This window comes from Streptomyces sp. H27-C3 (assembly GCF_030063415.1).
Taxonomy (GTDB): Bacteria; Actinomycetota; Actinomycetes; order Streptomycetales; family Streptomycetaceae; genus Streptomyces.
The window spans coordinates 28,503-50,451 of the sequence record NZ_JASITA010000028.1; the positions used below are offsets into that span (position 1 = coordinate 28,503).

Here is a 21,949-nt window from a genome sequence, read left to right on the forward strand (position 1 = left end):
GCTAATGAAGAGGGGGACACCGACCGGTGTCCCCCTCGTTCGCCCTATTCCGCGCGGGCCGCGGTCAGGTGTTCGGCGTGTTCCTGGAGGGAACGGACGCCGACGTCGCCGCGGTTGAGTGCGTCGATGCCCTGGACGGCGGCGGCGAGTGCCTGGACCGTCGTCAGGCACGGGACGCCGCGCGCCACGGCCGCCGTGCGGATCTCGTAGCCGTCAAGGCGACCGCCCGTGCCGTACGGCGTGTTGATGATGAGGTCGACCTCACCGTCGTGGATGAGCTGGACGATGGTCTTCTCGCCGTTCGGGCCCTCGCCCTCACTCAGCTTGCGCACCACCCTGGCGTTGATGCCGTTGCGGCGCAGCACCTCGGCGGTGCCCGAGGTGGCGAGCAGCTCGAAGCCGTGCGCGACGAGCTCGCGGGCCGGGAAGATCATTGTGCGCTTGTCGCGGTTGGCGACCGAGATGAACGTGCGGCCCTTGGTGGGCAGCGGGCCGTACGCGCCGGCCTGCGACTTGGCGTACGCCGTGCCGAAGACCGAGTCGATGCCCATGACCTCGCCGGTGGAGCGCATCTCCGGGCCGAGCACGGTGTCGACGCCGCGTCCGTGCATGTCACGGAAGCGGCTCCACGGCATCACGGCCTCCTTGACGGAGATCGGCGCGTCCGGCGGCAGGGTGCCGCCGTCGCCGGTCCTCGGCAGCAGGCCCTCGGCGCGCAGTTCCGCGACGGTGGCGCCCAGCGAGATGCGGGCGGCGGCCTTCGCGAGGGGCACCGCGGTCGCCTTCGAGGTGAAGGGGACGGTGCGCGAGGCGCGCGGGTTGGCCTCCAGCACGTAGAGGATGTCGCCGGCCAGCGCGAACTGGATGTTGATCAGTCCGCGGACGCCGACGCCCTTGGCGATGGCCTCCGTGGAGATCCGCAGCCGCTTGATGTCGAAGCCGCCGAGGGTGATCGGGGGCAGCGCGCAGGCGGAGTCGCCGGAGTGGATGCCGGCTTCCTCGATGTGCTCCATGACGCCGCCGAGGTAGAGCTCGGTGCCGTCGTAGAGCGCGTCGACGTCGATCTCGATCGCGTCGTCGAGGAACCGGTCGACCAGGACCGGCCGGGTGGGGCTGATCTCGGTGGACTCGGAGATGTACGAGGAGAGGCGGGTCTCGTCGTACACGATCTCCATGCCGCGCCCGCCCAGCACGTACGACGGGCGTACGAGCACCGGGTAGCCGATCTCGTCGGCGATGGCCTTGGCGTCGTCGAAGGTCGTCGCGGTGCCGTGCTTGGGCGCGGGCAGACCGGCCTCGTCGAGTACCCGGCCGAACGCGCCGCGGTCCTCTGCGGCGTGGATCGCCTCCGGCGGGGTGCCGACGACCGGTACGCCGTTGTCCTTGAGCGCCTGGGCGAGGCCCAGCGGGGTCTGGCCGCCGAGCTGGACGATGACGCCGGCGATCGGTCCAGCGAGGGACTCGGCGTGCACGATCTCCAGCACGTCCTCCAGGGTGAGCGGCTCGAAGTAGAGCCGGTCGGAGGTGTCGTAGTCGGTGGAGACGGTCTCCGGGTTGCAGTTGACCATCACGGTCTCGTAGCCCGCCTCGCTGAGCGCGAAGGAGGCGTGGACGCAGGAGTAGTCGAACTCGATGCCCTGGCCGATGCGGTTCGGGCCCGAGCCCAGGATGATCACGGCGGGCTTGGTGCGCGGTGCGACCTCGGACTCCTCGTCGTACGAGGAGTAGAAGTACGGGGTGTTGGCGGCGAACTCGGCGGCGCACGTATCGACCGTCTTGTAGACCGGGCGGACCCCGAGCGCGTGCCTGACCTCGCGGACGACGTCCTCGCGCAGACCGCGGATCTCGCCGATCTGGATATCGGAGAAACCGTGCCGCTTCGCGTCCGCGAGCAGCTCGGGGTCGAGCTTCTCGGCGGCGGCGAGCTCGTCGGCGTGCTCCTTGATCAGGAACATCTGGTCGACGAACCACGGGTCGATCTTCGTGGCGCCGAAGATCTCCTCGGCGGTGGCGCCGGCCCGCATCGCCTGCATGACGGTGTTGATACGCCCGTCGGTGGGGACCTTCGCGGTCTCCAGGAGGGCGGCCTTGTCGCCGGGCTCACCGACGAAGGTGAACTGGCTGCCCTTCTTCTCCAGCGAGCGCAGCGCCTTGTTGAGCGCCTCGGTGAAGTTGCGGCCGATCGCCATGGCCTCGCCCACCGACTTCATGGTGGTGGTGAGGGTGGCGTCGGCGGCCGGGAACTTCTCGAACGCGAAGCGCGGCACCTTGACGACGACGTAGTCGAGGGTGGGTTCGAAGGACGCCGGTGTCTTCTCGGTGATGTCGTTGGGGATCTCGTCCAGCGTGTAGCCGACGGCCAGACGGGCGGCGATCTTCGCGATCGGGAATCCCGTGGCCTTCGACGCGAGCGCCGATGAGCGCGAGACGCGCGGGTTCATCTCGATGACGATGATCCGGCCGTCTTCGGGGTTGACGGCGAACTGGATGTTGCAGCCGCCGGTGTCGACGCCGACCTCGCGGATGATCGCGATGCCCACGTCGCGCAGCCGCTGGTACTCGCGGTCGGTCAGCGTCATCGCCGGGGCGACGGTGATCGAGTCGCCGGTGTGCACGCCCATCGGGTCGAAGTTCTCGATGGAGCAGACGACCACGACGTTGTCGTTCTTGTCGCGCATCAGCTCCAGCTCGTACTCCTTCCAGCCGAGGATGGACTCCTCAAGGAGCACCTCGGTGGTCGGCGAGAGCATCAGGCCCTGCCCGGCGATGCGGCGCAGTTCCTCCTCGTCGTGCGCGAAGCCGGAGCCGGCGCCGCCCATGGTGAAGGAGGGGCGGACGACGACGGGGTAGCCGCCGAGCGTCTCGACGCCGCCGATGATGTCGTCCATCGTGTGGCAGATGACCGAGCGGGCGGACTCGCCGTGGCCGATCTTGGCGCGCACGGCCTCGACGACGCCCTTGAAGAGCTGGCGGTCCTCGCCCTTGTTGATGGCCTCGACGTTGGCGCCGATGAGCTCGACGCCGTACTTCTCCAGCACACCCTGCTCGTGCATGGAGATCGCGGTGTTGAGCGCGGTCTGGCCGCCGAGGGTCGGCAGCAGCGCGTCGGGGCGCTCCTTGGCGATGATCTTCTCGACGAACTCCGGGGTGATCGGCTCGACGTAGGTCGCGTCGGCGATCTCCGGGTCGGTCATGATCGTCGCCGGGTTGGAGTTGACCAGGATGACCCGCAGGCCCTCGGCCTTCAGGATGCGGCAGGCCTGGGTGCCGGAGTAGTCGAACTCCGCGGCCTGGCCGATGACGATCGGTCCTGAACCGATGACCAGGACGGACTGGATATCGGTGCGCTTAGGCACGCTGGTCCTCCATCAGGGATACGAAGCGGTCGAACAGGTACGCGGCGTCGTGCGGACCCGCTGCCGCCTCGGGGTGGTACTGGACGCTGAAGGCCGGCCGGTCGAGCAGCCGGAGGCCCTCCACCACGTTGTCGTTGAGGCAGACGTGGGAGACCTCGGCGCGGCCGAAGGGAGTGTCGGAGACCTTGTCGAGCGGGGCGTCGACGGCGAATCCGTGGTTGTGCGCGGTGATCTCGACCTTGCCGGTGGAGCGGTCCTTCACCGGCTGGTTGATGCCGCGGTGACCGTACTTGAGCTTGTACGTGCCGAAGCCGAGCGCGCGGCCCAGGATCTGGTTGCCGAAGCAGATACCGAAGAGCGGGGTCCTGCGCTCCAGGACCGCCTTGACGACCGTGAGGTCGACGGTGGCGGGGTCGCCGGGGCCGTTGGAGAGGAACACGCCGTCAGGGTTGAGCGCGTAGACATCGTCGGCCGTGGCGGTGGCGGGCAGCACGTGCACCTCGATGCCGCGCTGGGCCATCCGGTGCGGGGTCATGCCCTTGATGCCGAGGTCGATGGCGGCGACGGTGAACTTCTTCTCACCGATCGCGGGGACGATGTACGCCTCCTTGGTGGCGACCTCGGCGGCGAGGTCGGCGCCCGCCATCTCGGGGGCCTGCAGGACACGGGCGAGCAGCGTGGCCTCGTCGGCGAGCGCATCCCCGGAGAAGATGCCGACACGCATGGCGCCGCGCTCGCGCAGGTGACGGGTGAGGGCGCGGGTGTCGATGCCGCTGATGCCCACGACGCCCTGTCCGACCAGCTCCTCGTCGAGGGAGCGGCGCGAGCGCCAGCTGGACGGGACGCGGGCGGGGTCGCGCACGACGTAACCGGCGACCCAGATCCTCCCGGACTCGTCGTCCTCGTCGTTGACGCCGGTGTTGCCGATGTGCGGGGCCGTCATCACGACGACCTGACGGTGGTACGACGGGTCCGTGAGGGTTTCCTGGTAGCCGGTCATGCCGGTGTTGAACACCGCCTCGCCGAAGGTCTCCCCCACGGCCCCGTAGGCACGGCCGCGGAAGCTGCGGCCATCCTCCAGGACGAGTACGGCGGGAGCCTTGCCGGCTCCCCGGGTGGAGATCGTCATCGTGCGGTGCCTTCCGTTGTGATGGTCCTGCTGGTGGTGTCGCTCATGGTGTTGACCGCCTCGACCCAGGCGGCGTGCTCGGCGGCCCGGTCGGAGCGGAAGCCGGAGTCGATCTGCCGGTCCCCGTGCTGCCAGGTCACGACCAGCAGGCCGCCCTCGGCGAGGACCTTGCCGGCGATGCCCTTGTCGAGACGGGCCTCGCGCAGCGCCGCCACGGGGACGAAGAAGTCGCTCGCCCCGGGGCGTACGACGTCGAGCCCTTCGTCGGTGAGCGTCAGCTCGACCTTGCTGCGGGTGCCGAGACCGTGTGCCACGATCCGGTCGAGCCAGTGCCCGGCGGTCGTCGACCCGTGGTAGCGGCCGCACATGCTCAGCTTCGCCGCACCGGGCGATTCGGGCGCGGTGGGCAGCTCGGGCAGGTCCGACTGGAGGGTGCCGCGCCATTTCCAGCCCTGGCGCATCAGCCAGTACACGAGCGTGATGAAGAGCAGCAGTCCGACGACCCAGCCGACGCGGGCGGCCCAGTCGGTCACTTCGGCCGACTTCTGCTCGGCGGCCTCGGCTGCCAGATGAATGAAAGGTGTCACGCCAGAATCCCGTCAACGACCGTCGCGCGGCCCCTCAGCCAGGTGTGGGTGACGCGTCCCGGCAGCTCACGGCCCTCGTAGGGGGTGTTGCGGCTGCGGGAGGCGAAGCCCGAGGGGTCCACGGCTCCACGGTAAGCCGGATCGATGAGGGTGAGGTTCGCGGGCTCGCCTGCCGAGACGGGACGGCCGTGACCCGCCAGGCGGCCGATGGCTGCCGGCCGGAAGGACATCCGGTCCGCGACGCCAGCCCAGTCGATCAGACCGCTGTCCACCATCGTCTGCTGGACGACGGACAGGGCGGTCTCCAGACCGACCATGCCCATGGCGGCCGCGGCCCACTCGCAGTCCTTGTCCTCGTGCGGGTGCGGGGCGTGGTCGGTGGCGACGCAGTCGATGGTGCCGTCGGCGAGGGCCTCGCGCAGGGCCATCACGTCAGCCTCGGTGCGCAGCGGCGGGTTCACCTTGTAGACCGGGTTGTACGTACGGACCAGCTCGTCCGTCAGCAGCAGGTGGTGCGGGGTGACCTCGGCGGTGACGTTCCAGCCCTTGGACTTCGCCCAGCGGACGATCTCCACAGAACCGGCGGTCGAGAGGTGGCAGATGTGCACGCGCGAGTCCACGTGGGCGGCGAGGAGGACATCGCGAGCGATGATCGACTCCTCGGCGACGGACGGCCAGCCGCCGAGGCCCAGCTCCGAGGAGACGATGCCCTCGTTCATCTGGGCACCCTCGGTGAGGCGGGGCTCCTGGGCGTGCTGCGCGACGACGCCGTCGAACGCCTTCACGTACTCCAGCGCGCGGCGCATGATCACGGCGTCGTCCACGCACTTGCCGTCGTCGGAGAAGACCTTCACGGCGGCGGCGGAGTCGTGCATGGCGCCGAGCTCGGCGAGCTTCTTGCCCTCCAGGCCGACGGTGACGGCGCCGATGGGCTGGACGTCGCAGTAGCCGGACTCCTTGCCGAGGCGCCAGACCTGCTCGACGACGCCCGCTGTGTCGGCGACGGGGAAGGTGTTGGCCATGGCGTGGACGGCCGTGAAGCCGCCGACGGCAGCGGCCTTGGTGCCGGTGAGGACGGTCTCGGAGTCCTCGCGGCCCGGCTCGCGCAGGTGGGTGTGCAGATCGACGAGGCCCGGCAGCAGGACCTTGCCGGCCGCCTCGACGACGGTCGCGTCGCCCGCTTCGATGTGGGCGCCGACCTGGGCGATGGTCTCGCCGTCGATCAGGACGTCCTGCGGCTCGCCGCCCAGGACCTTCGCACCGCGGATCAGGATCTTGTTCATGGTTACTTGTTCTCCTCGGTGCGGGCGTTGGTCGAGATGGCGGGCTCATTGCCGCCCAGAAGCAGATAGAGGACGGCCATCCGGGTGCTGACGCCGTTGGCGACCTGCTCGACGGCCGTGCAGCGGTCGGAGTCCGCGACCTGCGCGGTGATCTCCATGCCGCGGTTCATCGGACCGGGGTGCATCACGATGGCGTGCTCGGGCATCCGCGCCATCCGGTCGCCGTCCAGGCCGTAGCGGCGCGAGTACTCGCGCTCGGTGGGGAAGAAGGCGGCGTTCATCCGCTCGCGCTGCACCCGCAGCATCATGACCGCGTCGGACTTCGGCAGCACCGCGTCGAGGTCGTAGCTGACCCCGCACGGCCAGTTCTCAACGCCGATCGGCACCAGGGTGGGCGGCGCGACGAGCGTCACCTCGGCACCGAGGGTGTGCAGCAGCAGGACGTTGGAGCGGGCGACGCGGCTGTGCAGGACGTCACCGACGATCGTGATGCGACGGCCGGCCAGGTCACGCCCTATGCCCGCGTCGGCGCCGACGAGCCGTCGGCGCATGGTGAAGGCGTCGAGCAGCGCCTGCGTGGGGTGCTCGTGGGTGCCGTCGCCCGCGTTGACGACCGCGCCGTCGATCCAGCCGGAGGTCGCGAGGCGGTAGGGGGCGCCGGAGGCGCCGTGCCGGATGACGACGGCGTCCGCGCCCATCGCCTCCAGCGTCAGCGCGGTGTCCTTCAGCGACTCGCCCTTGGAGACGGACGAGCCCTTCGCGGAGAAGTTGATGACATCGGCGGAGAGGCGCTTGGCGGCGGCCTCGAAGGAGATACGGGTGCGGGTCGAGTCCTCGAAGAAGAGGTTGACGACGGTACGTCCGCGCAGTGTCGGCAGCTTCTTGATCGGCCGGTCCGCTACCCGGGCCATCTCCTCGGCGGTGTCGAGGATCAGGACGGCGTCGTCGCGGGTGAGGTCGGCGGCCGAGATGAGGTGGCGCTTCATCTGGTGCTCCGTGAGTCGTGGAGGGGCGCTGAAGTGAAGGCGGGCAGGGCGCGGCCGGGTACGGACCCGGTGCTCGGGCCCGTACGGGAAAGCGCTACTGCTCGCCGGCCGGAGCGGTCTGCTTCAGGCCGAGCAGCACGGCGTCGCGGCCGTCCTCCTCGGCGAGCTGGACCTTGACCGTCTCCCGCAACGACGTGGGGAGGTTCTTGCCGACGTAGTCGGCGCGGATCGGCAGTTCGCGGTGACCGCGGTCGACGAGGACCGCGAGCTGTACGGCGCGGGGGCGGCCCATGTCGCCCAGCGCGTCGAGCGCGGCCCGGATCGTACGGCCGGAGAAGAGCACGTCGTCGACGAGGACGACGAGCCGCTCCTCGATGCCCTCGTCGGGGATTTCCGTACGCGCGAGGGCACGTGCGGGGCCCCTGCGCAGGTCGTCGCGGTACATGGTGATGTCGAGGGAGCCGACCGGCACTTTCCGGCCGGTGATCTCTTCGAGCTTCGCGGCGAGCCGACGGGCCAGGAAGACACCGCGGGTGGGAATGCCGAGGAGCACCACGTCGTCGGCACCCTTGGCGCGCTCGACGATCTCGTGGGCGATGCGGGTCAGTACCCGCGCGATGTCGGGACCCTCAAGGACAGGGCGTGCCTCATCGGAATTCATTGCGTCCATTGAAAACGGACCCCCTTCTCCGCCTCACAGGACGGATCTTAAAGGACGTCGAAATTGCGTCATCCACACTACCAGGGCGTTTCCGCGCCCCTCTCGGGGCCCCCGGAAAGAACCGGTCCGGACCATTCGGCTTGACGCATCCAAGTAACGCTGCGTAACCTCACAGTGAGTTACCAGTCTTCGTCCGGGGAGCCATATGTCCAGCGAATACGCCAAACAGCTCGGGGCCAAGCTCCGCGCCATCCGCACCCAGCAGGGCCTTTCCCTCCACGGTGTCGAGGAAAAGTCCCAGGGCCGTTGGAAGGCCGTCGTAGTCGGGTCGTACGAGCGCGGCGACCGCGCCGTGACCGTGCAGCGCCTCGCCGAGCTGGCGGACTTCTACGGGGTCCCCGTGCAGGAGCTCCTGCCCGGTACGACGCCAGGCGGAGCAGCTGAGCCGCCGCCCAAACTCCGGCTCGACCTGGAGCGTCTCGCGCACGTCCCGGCGGAGAAGGCCGGCCCGCTCCAGCGGTACGCCGCCACGATCCAGTCGCAGCGCGGCGACTACAACGGCAAGGTGCTGTCGATCCGCCAGGACGACCTGCGCACCCTGGCCGTGATCTACGACCAGTCGCCCTCGGTCCTGACCGAGCAGCTCATCAGCTGGGGCGTGCTGGACTCCGACGCGCGCCGTGCGGTCGCTCACGACGACGTCTGAGCGGACCCAGCAGAAACGTAACGCCGGGTTTGGCGGAGGCTTTTCGCCTCTGCCAAACCCGGCGTTCCCGCGTCGCCCCACGGGCCCGTACGCGAGACGTGAGCGCGTCGGGAGCCCGGGACCCGCAGAAGCCACGAAAAGGGCCTGCGACACGCTCTCAGCGTGTCGCAGGCCCTTTTTCAGCCGTCCCCCTGGCGGGAACTATTCGCGGTTCTCGCGGCGCAGGTTCGGCTTGAGGTCCTTGAAACGGCTCAGCATGCCGTTCACGAAGGACGGGGAGTCGTCGGTGGAGAACTCCTTGGCGAGCTGTACCACCTCGTCGATCACCACCGCGTCGGGCGTCTCGTCCACCCACACCAGCTCGAACGCGCCGAGCCGCAGGAGGTTCCGGTCGACGACGGGCATCCGGTCGATCGCCCAGTCCACCGCGTAGGTGGCGATGAGGTCCTCGATTCGGTCCGCGTGTTCCGCGTACCCCTCGACGAGCGACATCGTGTACTCGGTCACCGGCGGCTGCCGGTCGTCGGTCCTGGCATGCCGAATCCAGTCCGCGAGGACCGTCTGCACGGACTCACCGCGCTGGTCGGCCTCGAAAAGGATCTGGAAGGCGCGCTTGCGCGCCTTGTTCCGGGCAGCCACGGTTAGCTGTTCACCCGGCCGAGGTAGTCGCCCGTACGGGTGTCGACCTTGATCTTCTCACCGGTGGTGATGAAGAGCGGAACACCGATCTCGTGGCCCGTCTCCAGCTCGGCCGGCTTGGAGCCGCCGGTGGAGCGGTCGCCCTGGACGCCGGGCTCGGTGTACTTGATGACCAGCTCGACCGCGGCGGGGAGCTCGATGTAGAGGGGGCTGCCCTCGTACATCGCGACGCTGGCCTCGAAGCCCTCCAGCAGGAAGTTGGAGGCGTCCCCGACAACCTTGGGATCGACGTAGATCTGGTCGTACGTGTCCATGTCCATGAAGACGAAGTTGTCGCCGTCCTTGAACGAGAACTGCATGTCGCGCTTGTCGATGCTGGCCGTCTCGACCTTCACGCCGGCGTTGAAGGTCTTGTCGACCACCTTGCCGGAGAGCACGTTCTTGAGCTTGGTGCGCACAAAGGCAGGGCCCTTGCCGGGCTTGACGTGCTGGAACTCGACGACGGACCAGAGCTGGCCTCCGTCGAGCTTGAGCACCAGGCCGTTCTTGAGGTCGTTCGTGGAAGCCACGGTTGCGGAATCTCCTGGACTGAAGGCTGGTGGGACCTCGGGTGCACGCTGCGGCACAGGGCTACAGCGCGAGCAGTTCCTTGGTCGTGATGGTGAGTAGCTCGGGTCCGCCGTCCGCCTCGGGGCGAACGACGAGCGTGTCATCGATCCGGACACCGCCCCGGCCCGGGAGGTGGACCCCCGGTTCGACGGTGACCGGCACACAAGCGTCCAGTTTACCCATGGCCGCAGGTGCCAGCTCCGGGTCCTCCTCGATTTCGAGCCCCACACCGTGTCCGGTCCGTGCCGGGAGGTTCTCTCCGTAGCCCGCCGCGTCCAGTACCTGGCGGGCCGCACGGTCCACTTCGCGGTAGGCGACGCCGGGTGCCAGAGCCTCCCGGCCCGCCCGCTGAGCGGCGAATACGAGGTCGTACAGCTCGATCTGCCAGTCTGCGGGCGTGGAGCCGATGACGAAGGTACGGCCGATCTCGCAGCGGTAGCCGCGGTAGTTGGCGCCGAGGCAGACGGAGAGGAAATCTCCTTCCTCGACCCGCCTGTCCGAAGGCCGGTGTCTGCCCTGTCCCGAATTCGGACCGGTGGCCACCGAGGTCACGAAGGCGGGGCCGTCGGAGCCGTGGTCGACGAGGCGGCGCTCCAGCTCCAGCGCGAGATGACGCTCGGTGCGCCCGACCAGAATCGATTCGAGCAGTTCGCCGAGGGCCTGGTCGGTGATCTCGGCCGCGGTCCGCAGGCTCGCGATCTCCTCCTCGCCCTTGACGATCCGCAGCTGCTCCACGGCGCCCGCGAGATCGTGCAGGAGCAGCCGCGGCGCGACCGAGCCGAGCGCCCGGTGCCGGGTGACGGTGAGGTGGTGCTCCTCCACGGCGAGGGACTGCGCGCCGGAAGCGGCGACGAGGCCGGCCGCCGCGACGACGGTATCGCCTCCCGGCATCGGCAGGACCGTGACCCGCAGCGACTCGTCGGGGCGGCCGTCGGCGGGGTCGGCCACCGATGTACGGGGGCAGAGCAGGACGTCATCGACCTCGCCGGGACCGAGCAGCAGCACGGCGCCGGGCGGCGCTCCGCCCGCGAGGTAGCGGACATTGGCGGGACTGGAGACGAGTGCGGCGGCGCTGCCGGCTGCGGCACACCGGTCACGCAGCCGTCCGCGGCGAACCGCATACACCTCTGACATGCCACGAGCCTACGAGCGCCCGCGCGACCCGGCCGGTTCAGCGCGTCCGACCGGGCGGCGGGGCCGCCGCACCAAGGTCCGGGGCGCTCCCCCGGATCTGAGCGGGCGGCTACCAGCTGGGCGGGCTGGCGATGGAGCGCGCCAGCACCTCGTCCAGCACCCGGGCCGTGGTCGGCACGTCGTACTGCGAGTTGTCGATGATCGGCAGCCCCGAGCCGTACCAGCCGGCCATCCGGCCGTGGATACGGGCGACTTCCTCGTCCGAGAGACGGCGGTTGCCACCGCGCTGGGCGTTGCGCTCCAGCACGATCTCCAGGCCGGGAAGGATCACGACGGGCAGCAGCCCGGGTCCGACATGGCGCTTCCAGCCACCGAGCCCGACGACGGGCCGGTCCGGGAAGACGGCGTCGTCGACAATGCACGAGATGCCGTTGGCCAGGAAGTTGCGGGCGGCGAAGCCGCAGGTGCGGCGGGCGAGGCGGTACTGGGCCTCGGAGTGGTCGTTCCAGCCGGACTGCGGGTCGGCGAACCCCGAGCAGACCCATTCGCGTACATCGTCGAGGCTGATGTGCGCGGTCGGCACCCGGCGGTGCTGCGCCCAGTACTTGGCGACGGTTGTCTTGCCCGCACCGGCCGGGCCGATGAGGAGCACGGCCAGCGTCGTGCTGCCGGTGTTGGCGGGCGCCGCGGCGGGTGGCGGCGCGGGCACGGGAACGGGGCCGCCGGGCGGCAGCTGTATGTGTCCCGTGGTGTCCCGGGACGCCGGTCCCTGAGGGTGCTGCGGGGCGTGCGCCGTCCAGCCGAGGGCCGGGGCGGGCCCTGGAGGGGCCTGCGGGGGTCCGTGGGGTGCCGGGGGCCCGGCGGGGTGCGGGGCGCCCTGCGCCCACGCGGCGCCGGCCTCGTGGGGCGGTGGCAGCGGAGCCCCCATAGCGTGCTGCATCCGGTGCCACTCCGTCTCGTACAGGCGACTCGTGCTGGGCCGGGGCGGCCAAGGCCTACTGAACGGTACCTGCCCCGGCCGCTGCACTGTGAACGGCCGGGGCAGGCCCAGAGTGCCCTGTCAGCCGTCGAGTTCGTCGGCGAGGGCGCGCAGGGCCAGGCGGTAGGAGCCGATTCCGAAGCCCGCGATGGTGCCGCTGGCGACGGACGCGACCACCGAGGTGTGCCGGAATTCCTCGCGTGTGTACGGATTCGAGATGTGCACCTCGATGAGCGGCGCGGTGCGCTGGGCGGCCGCGTCCCGCATTCCGTACGAGTAGTGCGTGAAGGCACCCGGGTTGAGAACGACCGGAATTGAACCGTCGGCGGCCTCGTGCAGCCAGCGGATCAGCTCGCCCTCGTCATTGGTCTCGCGGACATCGACGTCGAAACCGAGCTGCTTGCCGAGCCGCCCGCACTCCTCCACGAGTCCGCTGTAGGACGTCGCCCCGTAGACATCGGGCTCGCGCGAGCCGAGCCTGCCGAGGTTGGGCCCGTTGAGCACCAGCACCCGCCGCGTCGCCGCTGTCACTTGGACACCTCGCCGTAGGCGGCCAGCAGCACCGCCGGGTCCGGGCCTTCGAGGACCGTCGGCTTGGCGAGACCGTCGAGGACGATGAAGCGCAGCAGATTGCCGCGGGACTTCTTGTCGACCTTCATGGTCTCCAGGAGCTTGGGCCACTGGTCGCCGCGGTAGGTGAGCGGCAGCCCGACCGACTCCAGGACCGCGCTGTGCCGGTCGGCGGTCGCGTCGTCGAGGCGGCCCGCGAGACGGCCCAGTTCGGCGGCGAAGACCATGCCGATGGACACCGCGGCACCGTGCCGCCAGTTGTAGCGCTCGTTCTTCTCAATCGCGTGCCCCAGGGTGTGCCCGTAGTTGAGGATCTCGCGCAGACCCGATTCCTTGAGGTCGCTGGAGACGACATCGGCCTTGACCCGGATGGCGCGCTCGATCAGCTCGGCGGCGTGCCGCCCCTCGGGCGAGCGGGCCCCAACCGGGTCCTCCTCGATCAGTTCGAGGATCACCGGGTCGGCGATGAAGCCCGCCTTGATGACCTCGGCGAGACCGCTGATGTAGTCGTTGACCGGCAACGAGTCCAGCGCCACCAGGTCGCACAGCACACCGGCCGGCGGGTGGAAGGCGCCGACGAGGTTCTTGCCCTCGGCGGTGTTGATGCCGGTCTTGCCACCGACGGCAGCGTCGACCATGCCCAGCACGGTCGTCGGTACGGCGACCCAGCGCACCCCGCGCAGCCATGTCGCCGCGACGAAGCCCGCCACATCGGTGGTGGCGCCGCCGCCGACGCCGACGATGACGTCGGTACGGGTGAAGTTGGTCTGGCCGAGCGCCTTCCAGCAGTACGCCGCGACCTCGACGGTCTTGGACTCCTCGGCGTTCGGCAGCTGGATCGCGATGACCTCGTAGCCCTGGCTCGCGAGGTCCTCACGGATCGCCTCACCGGTGCCCGCGAGCGCCTCCGGGTGCAGGACGGCCACGCGCTCGGCACGCTCGCCGATCAGCCCGGGGAGCTCCCCGAGGAGCTGCCGTCCGACCAGCACCTCGTACGGCTCCGCGCCCTCGCTGCCGCCGATCTGGATACGGGTGGGTGCTGCCTGCTCCGTCATGCTTCCTTCAATTCCAGTGCGTCGAGGACCGCCTGTGCGACCTCTTCGGGGGTGCGGTCGTCAGTGGCGACGACGGCGCCGGCGACCTCGGTGTAGAGAGGGCGTCGCGCCTCCATCAGGAGCTTCCACTGCTGGCGCGGATTGACGGCCAGCAGTGGGCGCGCGGTGTTGAGCCCGACCCGCTTGAGCGCCTCGCCCACGTGCATGGAGAGATAGACGACCGGGTGTCCCGCCAGGGACGCGCGGGTTCCCTCGTCGAGGACCGCGCCGCCGCCCAGGGCGAGTACGCCGGTGTGCTCGGTGAGCGCCGCGCGGACCGCCTCGCGCTCCAGGTCACGGAAGTACGGTTCGCCCGCCTCGACGAAGATCTCCGAGATCGGCCGGCCCTCGGCCTCGACGATGTCCGCGTCGGTGTCCCGGTACGCACAGCCGAGCCGCGCGGCCAGCAGTTCGCCGACCGTGGACTTGCCGACGCCCATGGGGCCGACCAGGACGACCAGAGGGCCGGTCACCGTACGACCAGCGTGTCGAGGTAGCCCTGCACGTTGCGGCGGGTCTCGCCGACGCTGTCGCCGCCGAACTTCTCGCCGACCGCGTCCGCGAGGACCAGCGCGACCATGGCCTCGGCCACGATCCCGGCGGCGGGCACTGCGCACACGTCGGAGCGCTGGTGGTGGGCCGCGGCGACCTCACCGGTGACGGTGTCGATGGTGGCCAGCGCGCGCGGCACGGTCGCGATGGGCTTCATCGCGGCCCGGACACGCAGCAGTTCACCGGTGGACATGCCGCCCTCGGTGCCGCCGGCCCGGCCGGACGTACGGCGCACGCCGTCCTCGGTGGGGACGATCTCGTCGTGCGCCTGGGAGCCGGGCACCCGGGCGAGGCCGAAGCCGTCGCCGACCTCGACACCCTTGATGGCCTGGATGCCCATGAGGGCGGCGGCCAACCGGGCGTCCAGGCGCCGGTCCCAGTGCACGAACGAGCCGAGGCCCACCGGCACGTTGTACGCGAGGACCTCGACGACGCCCCCGAGGGTGTCGCCGTCCTTGTGCGCCTGGTCGATCTCGGCGACCATCGCCTCGCTGGCGGCCGCGTCCAGGCAGCGCACCGGATCGGCGTCGAGCTTCGCCTCGTCGCCGGGGACCGGGACGATGCCGTACGGCGCCTTGGCCGCGGCCAGCTCGACGACGTGCGAGACGATCTCGATGCCGGTGGTCTGCTTGAGGTACGAGCGGGCGACCGTGCCCAGCGCGACGCGGGCCGCGGTCTCCCGGGCGCTGGCGCGCTCCAGGACCGGACGGGCCTCGTCGAGTGCGTACTTCTGCATGCCCGCGAGGTCGGCGTGGCCGGGGCGCGGGCGGGTCAGCGGGGCGTTGCGGGCGAGCTTGGCCAGCTCGTCGGGGTCGACCGGGTCGGCCGACATGACCTGCTCCCACTTGGGCCACTCGGTGTTGCCCACCATGATCGCGACGGGTCCGCCCATGGTCAGGCCGTGCCGTACGCCGCCGAGGAAGGTGACGTCGTCCTTCTCGAACTTCATGCGGGCACCGCGGCCATAGCCGAGCCGCCGCCGGGCCAGCGCGTCCGCCACCATGTCCGTGGTGATGGGTACGCCGGAGGGAAGGCCCTCCAGCGTCGCGACGAGTGCGGGGCCGTGGGACTCCCCCGCGGTCAGCCAGCGCAACCTGCTCAACGATGCTCCTCATGCTCGCGCCCGAACTGCTGCGGCGCGACCGGGTGCGCGGCCCTGGCCCGCCATCCCCGATCCTCCCACGACCGGCCCCCGGCCCGGCCCCAGGTCCAGCAGTCGGACGACCGTCAGGCCCGATCGCCGTCCCCGGGCGCGTACGAGCCGAGGTGGTCGGCGCCGCGTCCCTGCCCGTACTGGGCGGCGGCGTGAATCGGCTGCCCGGAGCGCACCGCGCGCCGGTATTCGGTCTTCCGCTTGAGCTTCACGGACCAGACGGCCAGAAAACCGGCCACGACCAGTGCGAGCACCGTCATCCGCACCCAGTCGGGCGCGAAGGTGAACAGCCCGTCGAGTACCTTGCCGACCCCGGAGGCCTGTGGCAGCCCAAAATCAATCGTGCCCATGATGTTCTCCCCCGTCATGCGTACGAACCCGGAGAATTCCAGCGGGCGGCGAGCGCCTGCTCCCCGGCTTTCCGCATGACCGCGAGCGGTGCGACGGCGCGGCCCGTCATTTGCTCCACTTGGAGGACCGCCTGGTGCACCAGAAGGTCGAGGCCGCCTACGACCGCGCCGCCGCGCGCCGACCAGGCGCCGGCCAGAGCGGTCGGCCACGGGTTGTACAGGACGTCGAAGAGCGTGCCCGGGTGGTCGGGGACGGACTTCGCGAGGTCGTCGGTGGCGCCGGCCGGGGTGGTGGCCACGACCAGCGGTGCGCTCAGCGCCAGGTCCGCCTCCGCCCAGTCCGCGATGCGCACCCGCACCCCGAGCCGCTCCCCCCACTGCCGCATCTCGTCGGCGCGGGCCGCGCTGCGCACATACGCGGTGACCGGTCCCGTACAGATGCGGGAGAGCGCTGCGAGCGCCGAGGACGCGGTGGCGCCCGCGCCCAGGACGGCGGCGGACTCCACCTGGTCCACACCCCGCTCACGCAGTGCGGCGATCATCCCGGGAATGTCGGTGTTGTCGCCCGTGCGGCGGCCGTCCTCGGTGAGCACGACGGTGTTGACCGCCTCGACCGAGGCCGCCGTGTCACTGACCGCGTCGAGCAGCGGGATGATCGCCCGCTTGAGCGGCATGGTCAGCGACAGCCCCGCCCAGGAGGCGTCGAGCCCCTCCACGAAGCCGGGGAGCGCGGCCTCGTCCACCTCGAAGCGGTCGTACGACCAGTGGGCGAGACCGAGTTCCTGATAGGCGGCGCGGTGCAGCACGGGTGAGAGCGAGTGGGCGATGGGCGACCCGAGAACGGCCGCCCGGCGCGCCTCAGTCGAGTCCCTGGCTTTCATTGAACTTGTCCTTCAGCTTATTGAATTCGGCGATGGTCTTGGCGAACTCCGTCTGGCGCTCACCGTCGGTCGCCACGAAATACAGCCAGCCGCCCTTCGTCGGGTTCAGGGCGGCGGCCATCGCCTCGGAGCCCGGATTTCCGATGGGGCCGGGGGTAAGGCCCTTATGGAAATAGGTGTTGTACGGGTCCGGGTTGCTGTTGATCTCGGACTCGCTGATCTTGATGTTGCTCTGACCTCTGAGGTAATTGAAGGCCGAGTCGAACTGGAGCTTTTGATTCGTCTGGTCATTGTCGGGCTTGAGACGGTTGAATACGACCTCCGCCATTTTACGGAAGTCCTCGTGCGTCTTCCCCTCGGCCTGCACAAGGCTCGCGACCGTGATGACCTGCAGCGGGGAGTCGAGACCGAGCCGGTTGGCCTGCGCTTCGAGGTCCTGGCTCGCGTACTGAGTGCTCGCCCGCGAGACCATTTCCTTGAGTACGGACTTGGGGGTCGACCTGCCGCCCACGTCGTAGCGCGAGGGGTAGAGAAATCCCTCCAGCGGGTCCTTGATCTTCGTATTGTCATTAGCCCAGGCGGGCAGTCCGAGATTCTTGGACTCGCTCTTCGCGACGTCCCCGGTCGTCCCGTCCTTGAGCTTCAGCCGCTCGTCGATCTCCGCGTAGATCTTTACGTTCCGCTGACCTTCGCTGACGATCAGGGCATTGAGATTCGACGGGTTGACCATCACTTCGAGAGCCGCCTTGGCGGACATCTCCTTCTTCAACGGGTAGATGCCCGGCTGGATTCCCCTGGACTTGGGATTGCCTGCCGCCGCCGACACGAAGGCTCCGGCGCTCTTGACCACGCCTTCCTTCTCCAGGATGGAGCCCATCACGGCCGCGCCCGCGCCCTTGGGGACCTCGATCTCGACCGACCCCGTGCCACCGCCCGCGAAGTCGGCGGGCTCGCCGAAACGGTCCTGCCAGAACTCGTAGCCGAAGTAGGCGATCCCGCCCACGCCACCGGCCATCACCAGCGACAGGATCAGACAGGCGCAGCCGGTGCGGCTCTTCTTCTTGGTCCTGCCCCGGCGGTCGCCGCCGCGTCCCCGGCGCTTTTCGCCCGGATCGTCGTCGTACGCGCCGTCGTCGTCGCCGTCACGGTCGCTGCCGCCGGCGAAGAAGGGGTGCTCCTCGGGAGCCTCCGCCTCGGGCGTGGCGTCCCAGTCGTCGCTCTGCTCCGGCACGCTGTGGCGCCGGCCGGGCGGCTGCGGTGGGGGGTACGCCTCGGGTGTGCCGTAGTAGTCGGGGCTCTCGCCGCCGAAGCCGGGCTGCTGTCCGCCGTACGGGTCGGCCGGATTCACGTCGTACGGGACGGCGCCCTGCTGCTGGCCCGTGTCCCAGCCGGCGTTGTTGTACTGCTGCTGGTCCGGGTACCCGGGGTGTTGCTGTTGCTGCCCGCTGTCGCACTGAGGCTGCTGCCGCGGCTGCCGTTGGCCGTCGTACTGAGGCTGCTGCTGCCCGTCGTAATAGGGCTGCTGCGGCTGTTGGGGCTGCTGCTGCTGCCCGTCGTAGTACGGCTGCTGGGGCTGTTGCGGCTGGCCGCCGTAGGAACCCTGGCCGTGCGCGGCCTGCTGTCCGTCCCACCCCGGGTCCCCGTACAACGGGTCTTCGGGATGCCACGGTTCACGACCTGTGCCCCGGCCATAGTCAGTCATCAAACCCCATAGAGCCGCGAGGCGTCGGCTGCATCGCGCGTGGGGCACGGCAACCGGTTCCGCCTCTTCTTTGTGCGGCAGTTGTTCGAACGCCGCCGCATCGCGCGGAACGTTACCGTATCGCGATCAGACAACCACTTCGACGCCCTCGCCCGGGGGTTTACCTGAGCCCCGTTCGGCCTCAAGCGCGTTCTGAAGGATGACGATTGCGGCCGCTTGGTCGATAACCGACCGGCCTTTCTTGGACTTCACGCCCGAAGCCCGCAGCCCCTGACTGGCCGTCACTGTGGTCATCCTCTCGTCGACCAGTCGCACCGGGACGGGCGCGATGCCCCGCGCGATCTCCTGGGCGAAGATCCGCACCTTGGCCGCGGCCGGCCCCTCACCCCCGTTGAGGGAGCGAGGGAGGCCGACCACGACCTCGATGGGTTCGTACTCGTCGACGAGCTGCTTCAGCCGCCGGTGGGCGGCCGGGACGTCACGTCCCGGCACGGTCTCCACCGGCGTGGCGAGGACCCCGTCGGGGTCGCACGAGGCGACCCCGATCCGGGCGTCCCCGACATCGATCGCGAGGCGACGGCCTCTGCGCACGGCGGGTCAGGCCGTTTCGGCGACGGCGCGCTCGACGGCGGCCACGGCGTCCCCGATGGCGTCCGGGTTCTGCCCGCCGCCCTGGGCGACGTCCGGCTTGCCGCCGCCGCCGCCACCGAGGGTCTTGGCGGCCGTACGGACCAGCTCGCCGGCCTTGAGGCCGCGCTCGCGGGCGGCCTCGTTGGTGGCGATGACCGTCAGCGGGCGCCCGTTGACCGTGGTGAACAGGGCGACCACGGCGGCCCGGTCGCCCTGGATGCGGCCGCGGACGTCCAGGACCAGCTTGCGCAGGTCGTCGGCCGAGGTGCCGTCGGGCACCTGGCCGGTGACCAGAGCCACGCCGTGCACGTCCTTGGCGCCGGAGACCAGACCCGCCGCGGCCTGCAGGACCTTCTCGCCGCGGTACTTCTCGATTTCCTTCTCGGCGTCCTTGAGCTTGGCGAGCATCCCGGAGATCTTCTCAGGGAGCTCCTCGGGACGGCCCTTGACCAGCTCCTGGAGCTGGGCGACGACGGTGTGCTCCCTGGCGAGGAAGTGGTACGCGTCGACACCGACCAGGGCCTCGACACGCCGTACGCCCGAGCCGATCGACGACTCGCCGAGCAGCTTCACCAGACCCAGCTGGGCGGTGTTGTGGACGTGCGTACCGCCGCACAACTCCTTGGAGAAGTCGCCGATGGTGACCACGCGCACCTTGTCGCCGTACTTCTCGCCGAACTCGGCGATGGCGCCCTGCTTCTTGGCCTGCTCCATGGACATCACCTCGGCGGTGACGTCCAGCTCCCGGGAAAGCACCTCGTTGATCTTCTGCTCGACGTCGGTGAGGACCGCGCCGGGCACGGCGGCCGGCGAGCCGAAGTCGAAGCGGAACCGGCCGGGAGAGTTCTCGGAGCCGGCCTGGGCGGCGGTCGGGCCGAGAGCGTCGCGCAGCGCCTGGTGCGTGAGGTGCGTGGCGCTGTGGGCGCGGGCGATGGCCCTGCGGCGCGTCAGGTCGATGGCGGCGTGCGCCGAAGCTCCCACCGTCACCTCTCCGACCTGCACGGAACCCTTGTGGATGCTGATGCCGGGGACCGGCTGCTGTACGTCGCGCACGACCACGACCGCGCCGGAGTCGAGCCTGATGCGGCCCTGGTCTGCCTGCTGGCCGCCGCCCTCGGCATAGAACGGGGTGCGGTCGAGGACGATCTCGACCTCGTCGCCCTCGGTGGCGGCCGGCGAGGGCACACCGTCGACGAGCAGGCCCACGACGGTGGACTCGCCCTCGGTCTGGGTGTATCCGGTGAACTCGGTGGTGCCCGAGGCGTCGACGACCTGGCGATAGGCGGAGAGGTCGGCGTGGCCGGTCTTCTTGGACCTGGCGTCGGCCTTGGCACGCTCCCGCTGGTCCTTCATCAGGCGGCGGAAACCGTCCTCGTCCACGGAAAGCCCCTGCTCGGCGGCCATCTCCAGGGTGAGGTCGATCGGGAAGCCCCAGGTGTCGTGGAGCAAGAAGGCCTTCTCACCGGCGAGGACCTGCGCACCCGAGGCCTTGGTCTCGGTGACGGCGGTGTCGAGGATGTTGGTGCCGGCCTTCAACGTCTTGACGAAGGCGGCCTCCTCGGCCAGGGCCACGGTTTCGATGCGCTTGCGCTCGGTGAGCAGCTCCGGGTACTGCTCGCCCATGGTCTTGATGACCGTGTCGACCAGTTCCGCGACGACTGGTCCGTTGGCGCCGAGCAGGCGCATGTTGCGGATGGCGCGGCGCATGATGCGGCGCAGCACATAGCCGCGGCCCTCGTTGCCGGGGGTGACGCCGTCGCCGATGAGCATCACGGACGTACGCATGTGGTCGGTGACGACGCGCAGCGAGACGTCCGAGGCGTGTTCGGCGCCGTACCGCACGCCGGTCAGCTCGGTGGCCTTGTCGATGACGACCTGCGAGGTGTCGATCTCGTACAGGTTCCGCACGTCCTGGAGGATCATCGCCAGGCGCTCGAGGCCGAGACCGGTGTCGATGTTCTGTGACGGCAGGTCACCGAGGATCGGGAAGTCGTCCTTGCCCTCACCGGCGCCGCGCTCGTACTGCATGAAGACCAGGTTCCAGATCTCCACGTAACGCTCGTCGTTGACGGCGGGGCCACCCTCGACGCCGAAGTCGGGGCCCCGGTCGTAGTTGATCTCGGAGCACGGGCCGCACGGTCCCGGCACGCCCATGGACCAGAAGTTGTCCTTCTTGCCCAGGCGCTGGATGCGCTCGGCGGGCACGCCGACGACCTCGCGCCAGATCCGCTCGGCCTCGTCGTCGTCCAGGTAGACCGTGATCCACAGGCGCTCGGGGTCCAGGCCGTAGCCACCGTCCGCGATGGAACTGGTCAGCAGCTCCCAGGCGAACTTGATGGCGCCTTCCTTGAAGTAGTCCCCGAAGGAGAAGTTGCCGCACATCTGGAAGAACGTGCCGTGCCGGGTGGTCTTGCCGACCTCTTCGATGTCCGGCGTACGCACGCACTTCTGCACGCTGGTGACGCGCGGAGCGGGCGGCTTGACCTCGCCGAGGAAGTACGGCTTGAAGGGCACCATGCCCGCGGGGACCAGCAGCAGGGTCGGGTCGTCCGCGATCAGCGACGCCGAGGGCACGACGGTGTGTCCGCGCTCCTCGAAGAAGCGCAGCCAGCGACGGCGGATTTCAGCCGACTCCATTAGTGGTCCTCATTCCGGTTGTACGAATGCTTGGGGTGCTCGATGGCAGCGATGCGTCGCTGCGCGGGAAGTTCGGGATCGTTCTGCTGTTCCAGGCCGAGCGCCTCGCCCAGCTCGCTCTCGCGCTGCGCCATGCCGGCCCGGACGTCGAGCGCGAAGTCCTTGAGCCGGTGGCCCGCCTCGACCGCCTTGTCGGCGGCCTGCGCGGCGAGACTCTCGGGCGTCAGCTGCTTGATCTTGCGGTTGACCTTGGTGGTGGCCCACACACCGGCTGCGGCGCCCGCGGTGAACCAGAACGTACGGCGGAACAT

21 protein-coding genes are annotated in these 21,949 nt (G+C 69.8%); 1 reads left to right on the forward strand and 20 read right to left on the reverse strand.

Features of this window, described 5'->3' with window-relative positions:
• Positions 1-44 precede the first annotated feature (44 nt).
• From carB to pyrR, 6 genes are all read right to left on the reverse strand, one after another.
• Positions 45-3,356 (reverse strand): carbamoyl-phosphate synthase large subunit, encoded by a 3,312-nt coding sequence (gene carB / locus QMK30_RS25320; RefSeq protein ID WP_283520623.1) that lies wholly within the window; start codon positions 3,354-3,356, stop codon positions 45-47.
• Positions 3,349-4,485, reverse strand: coding sequence for a glutamine-hydrolyzing carbamoyl-phosphate synthase small subunit (gene carA, locus QMK30_RS25325; RefSeq protein ID WP_283520624.1), 1,137 nt, complete (start codon positions 4,483-4,485; stop codon positions 3,349-3,351). Before carA ends, carB begins: the two co-directional genes overlap by 8 nt.
• Complete coding sequence (locus QMK30_RS25330; protein WP_283520625.1) at positions 4,482-5,072, reverse strand: PH-like domain-containing protein; 591 nt, start codon at positions 5,070-5,072, stop codon at positions 4,482-4,484. The genes carA and QMK30_RS25330 overlap by 4 nt, the downstream gene beginning before the upstream one ends.
• A complete protein-coding gene (locus tag QMK30_RS25335; protein ID WP_283520626.1) occupies positions 5,069-6,355 on the reverse strand; it encodes a dihydroorotase in 1,287 nt (428 codons plus the stop codon). Before QMK30_RS25335 ends, QMK30_RS25330 begins: the two co-directional genes overlap by 4 nt.
• A gap of 2 nt (positions 6,356-6,357) precedes the next feature.
• Positions 6,358-7,341: an aspartate carbamoyltransferase catalytic subunit gene (locus QMK30_RS25340; protein ID WP_283520627.1), complete on the reverse strand. Its 984-nt coding sequence runs from the start codon at positions 7,339-7,341 to the stop codon at positions 6,358-6,360.
• Positions 7,342-7,435: 94 nt separating this feature from the next.
• The gene (pyrR, locus tag QMK30_RS25345; RefSeq protein WP_283520628.1) at positions 7,436-8,011 is read right to left on the reverse strand and encodes a bifunctional pyr operon transcriptional regulator/uracil phosphoribosyltransferase PyrR; all 576 of its coding nucleotides are present in this window, start codon (positions 8,009-8,011) and stop codon (positions 7,436-7,438) included.
• A gap of 196 nt (positions 8,012-8,207) precedes the next feature.
• Here pyrR and bldD point away from each other — a divergent pair, with 196 nt between their 5' ends.
• A complete protein-coding gene (gene bldD, locus QMK30_RS25350) occupies positions 8,208-8,708 on the forward strand; it encodes a transcriptional regulator BldD (RefSeq protein WP_283520629.1) in 501 nt (166 codons plus the stop codon).
• Positions 8,709-8,909: 201 nt separating this feature from the next.
• Here bldD and nusB read toward each other — a convergent pair whose 3' ends face one another.
• The 14 genes from nusB to QMK30_RS25420 form a co-directional block, all read right to left on the reverse strand.
• Positions 8,910-9,347 carry a transcription antitermination factor NusB gene (nusB, locus tag QMK30_RS25355; protein ID WP_283520630.1) on the reverse strand — a complete coding sequence of 146 codons (438 nt, stop codon included), beginning with the start codon at positions 9,345-9,347 and terminating at the stop codon, positions 8,910-8,912.
• Between the two features lie 2 nt (positions 9,348-9,349).
• On the reverse strand, positions 9,350-9,916 hold the full coding sequence (gene efp / locus QMK30_RS25360) for an elongation factor P (protein WP_283520631.1): 567 nt from the start codon (positions 9,914-9,916) through the stop codon (positions 9,350-9,352).
• A gap of 61 nt (positions 9,917-9,977) precedes the next feature.
• Complete coding sequence (locus tag QMK30_RS25365) at positions 9,978-11,090, reverse strand: M24 family metallopeptidase (protein WP_283520632.1); 1,113 nt, start codon at positions 11,088-11,090, stop codon at positions 9,978-9,980.
• A gap of 109 nt (positions 11,091-11,199) precedes the next feature.
• Positions 11,200-12,030 carry a Pro-rich N-terminal domain-containing protein gene (locus tag QMK30_RS25370; protein ID WP_283520633.1) on the reverse strand — a complete coding sequence of 277 codons (831 nt, stop codon included), beginning with the start codon at positions 12,028-12,030 and terminating at the stop codon, positions 11,200-11,202.
• Between the two features lie 120 nt (positions 12,031-12,150).
• A complete protein-coding gene (gene aroQ, locus QMK30_RS25375; protein ID WP_283520634.1) occupies positions 12,151-12,600 on the reverse strand; it encodes a type II 3-dehydroquinate dehydratase in 450 nt (149 codons plus the stop codon).
• Positions 12,597-13,694 (reverse strand): 3-dehydroquinate synthase, encoded by a 1,098-nt coding sequence (gene aroB / locus QMK30_RS25380; protein WP_283520635.1) that lies wholly within the window; start codon positions 13,692-13,694, stop codon positions 12,597-12,599. Before aroB ends, aroQ begins: the two co-directional genes overlap by 4 nt.
• Positions 13,691-14,206, reverse strand: a complete 516-nt coding sequence (locus tag QMK30_RS25385; protein WP_283520636.1) for a shikimate kinase — start codon at positions 14,204-14,206, stop codon at positions 13,691-13,693. Before QMK30_RS25385 ends, aroB begins: the two co-directional genes overlap by 4 nt.
• The gene (gene aroC, locus QMK30_RS25390; protein WP_283520637.1) at positions 14,203-15,387 is read right to left on the reverse strand and encodes a chorismate synthase; all 1,185 of its coding nucleotides are present in this window, start codon (positions 15,385-15,387) and stop codon (positions 14,203-14,205) included. The genes QMK30_RS25385 and aroC overlap by 4 nt, the downstream gene beginning before the upstream one ends.
• Before the next feature lie 125 nt (positions 15,388-15,512).
• Positions 15,513-15,788: a hypothetical protein gene (locus QMK30_RS25395; RefSeq protein ID WP_283520638.1), complete on the reverse strand. Its 276-nt coding sequence runs from the start codon at positions 15,786-15,788 to the stop codon at positions 15,513-15,515.
• A 14-nt stretch (positions 15,789-15,802) separates the two neighbouring features.
• Complete coding sequence (locus QMK30_RS25400; protein ID WP_283520639.1) at positions 15,803-16,669, reverse strand: shikimate dehydrogenase; 867 nt, start codon at positions 16,667-16,669, stop codon at positions 15,803-15,805.
• On the reverse strand, positions 16,647-18,371 hold the full coding sequence (gene mltG, locus QMK30_RS25405; protein WP_283520640.1) for an endolytic transglycosylase MltG: 1,725 nt from the start codon (positions 18,369-18,371) through the stop codon (positions 16,647-16,649). The genes QMK30_RS25400 and mltG overlap by 23 nt, the downstream gene beginning before the upstream one ends.
• 126 nt (positions 18,372-18,497) lie before the next feature.
• Positions 18,498-18,962 carry a Holliday junction resolvase RuvX gene (ruvX, locus tag QMK30_RS25410; protein WP_283520641.1) on the reverse strand — a complete coding sequence of 155 codons (465 nt, stop codon included), beginning with the start codon at positions 18,960-18,962 and terminating at the stop codon, positions 18,498-18,500.
• Positions 18,963-18,968: 6 nt separating this feature from the next.
• Positions 18,969-21,638, reverse strand: a complete 2,670-nt coding sequence (gene alaS, locus QMK30_RS25415) for an alanine--tRNA ligase (protein ID WP_283520642.1) — start codon at positions 21,636-21,638, stop codon at positions 18,969-18,971.
• On the reverse strand, positions 21,638-21,949 hold the full coding sequence (locus QMK30_RS25420) for a DUF6167 family protein (protein WP_283520644.1): 312 nt from the start codon (positions 21,947-21,949) through the stop codon (positions 21,638-21,640). The genes alaS and QMK30_RS25420 overlap by 1 nt, the downstream gene beginning before the upstream one ends.

Coding starts and splice junctions, on each gene's coding strand:
- carA (WP_283520624.1), bottom strand. CDS start 4,485: ATGACGATCTCCACCCGGGGAGCCGGCAAGGCTCCCGCCGTACTCGTC.
- QMK30_RS25335 (WP_283520626.1), bottom strand. CDS start 6,355: ATGAACAAGATCCTGATCCGCGGTGCGAAGGTCCTGGGCGGCGAGCCG.
- QMK30_RS25340 (WP_283520627.1), bottom strand. CDS start 7,341: ATGAAGCGCCACCTCATCTCGGCCGCCGACCTCACCCGCGACGACGCC.
- pyrR (WP_283520628.1), bottom strand. CDS start 8,011: ATGGACGCAATGAATTCCGATGAGGCACGCCCTGTCCTTGAGGGTCCC.
- bldD (WP_283520629.1), top strand. CDS start 8,208: ATGTCCAGCGAATACGCCAAACAGCTCGGGGCCAAGCTCCGCGCCATC.
- QMK30_RS25365 (WP_283520632.1), bottom strand. CDS start 11,090: ATGTCAGAGGTGTATGCGGTTCGCCGCGGACGGCTGCGTGACCGGTGT.
- QMK30_RS25370 (WP_283520633.1), bottom strand. CDS start 12,030: ATGCAGCACGCTATGGGGGCTCCGCTGCCACCGCCCCACGAGGCCGGC.
- aroB (WP_283520635.1), bottom strand. CDS start 13,694: ATGACGGAGCAGGCAGCACCCACCCGTATCCAGATCGGCGGCAGCGAG.
- QMK30_RS25395 (WP_283520638.1), bottom strand. CDS start 15,788: ATGGGCACGATTGATTTTGGGCTGCCACAGGCCTCCGGGGTCGGCAAG.
- QMK30_RS25400 (WP_283520639.1), bottom strand. CDS start 16,669: ATGAAAGCCAGGGACTCGACTGAGGCGCGCCGGGCGGCCGTTCTCGGG.
- mltG (WP_283520640.1), bottom strand. CDS start 18,371: ATGACTGACTATGGCCGGGGCACAGGTCGTGAACCGTGGCATCCCGAA.
- alaS (WP_283520642.1), bottom strand. CDS start 21,638: ATGGAGTCGGCTGAAATCCGCCGTCGCTGGCTGCGCTTCTTCGAGGAG.
- QMK30_RS25420 (WP_283520644.1), bottom strand. CDS start 21,949: ATGTTCCGCCGTACGTTCTGGTTCACCGCGGGCGCCGCAGCCGGTGTG.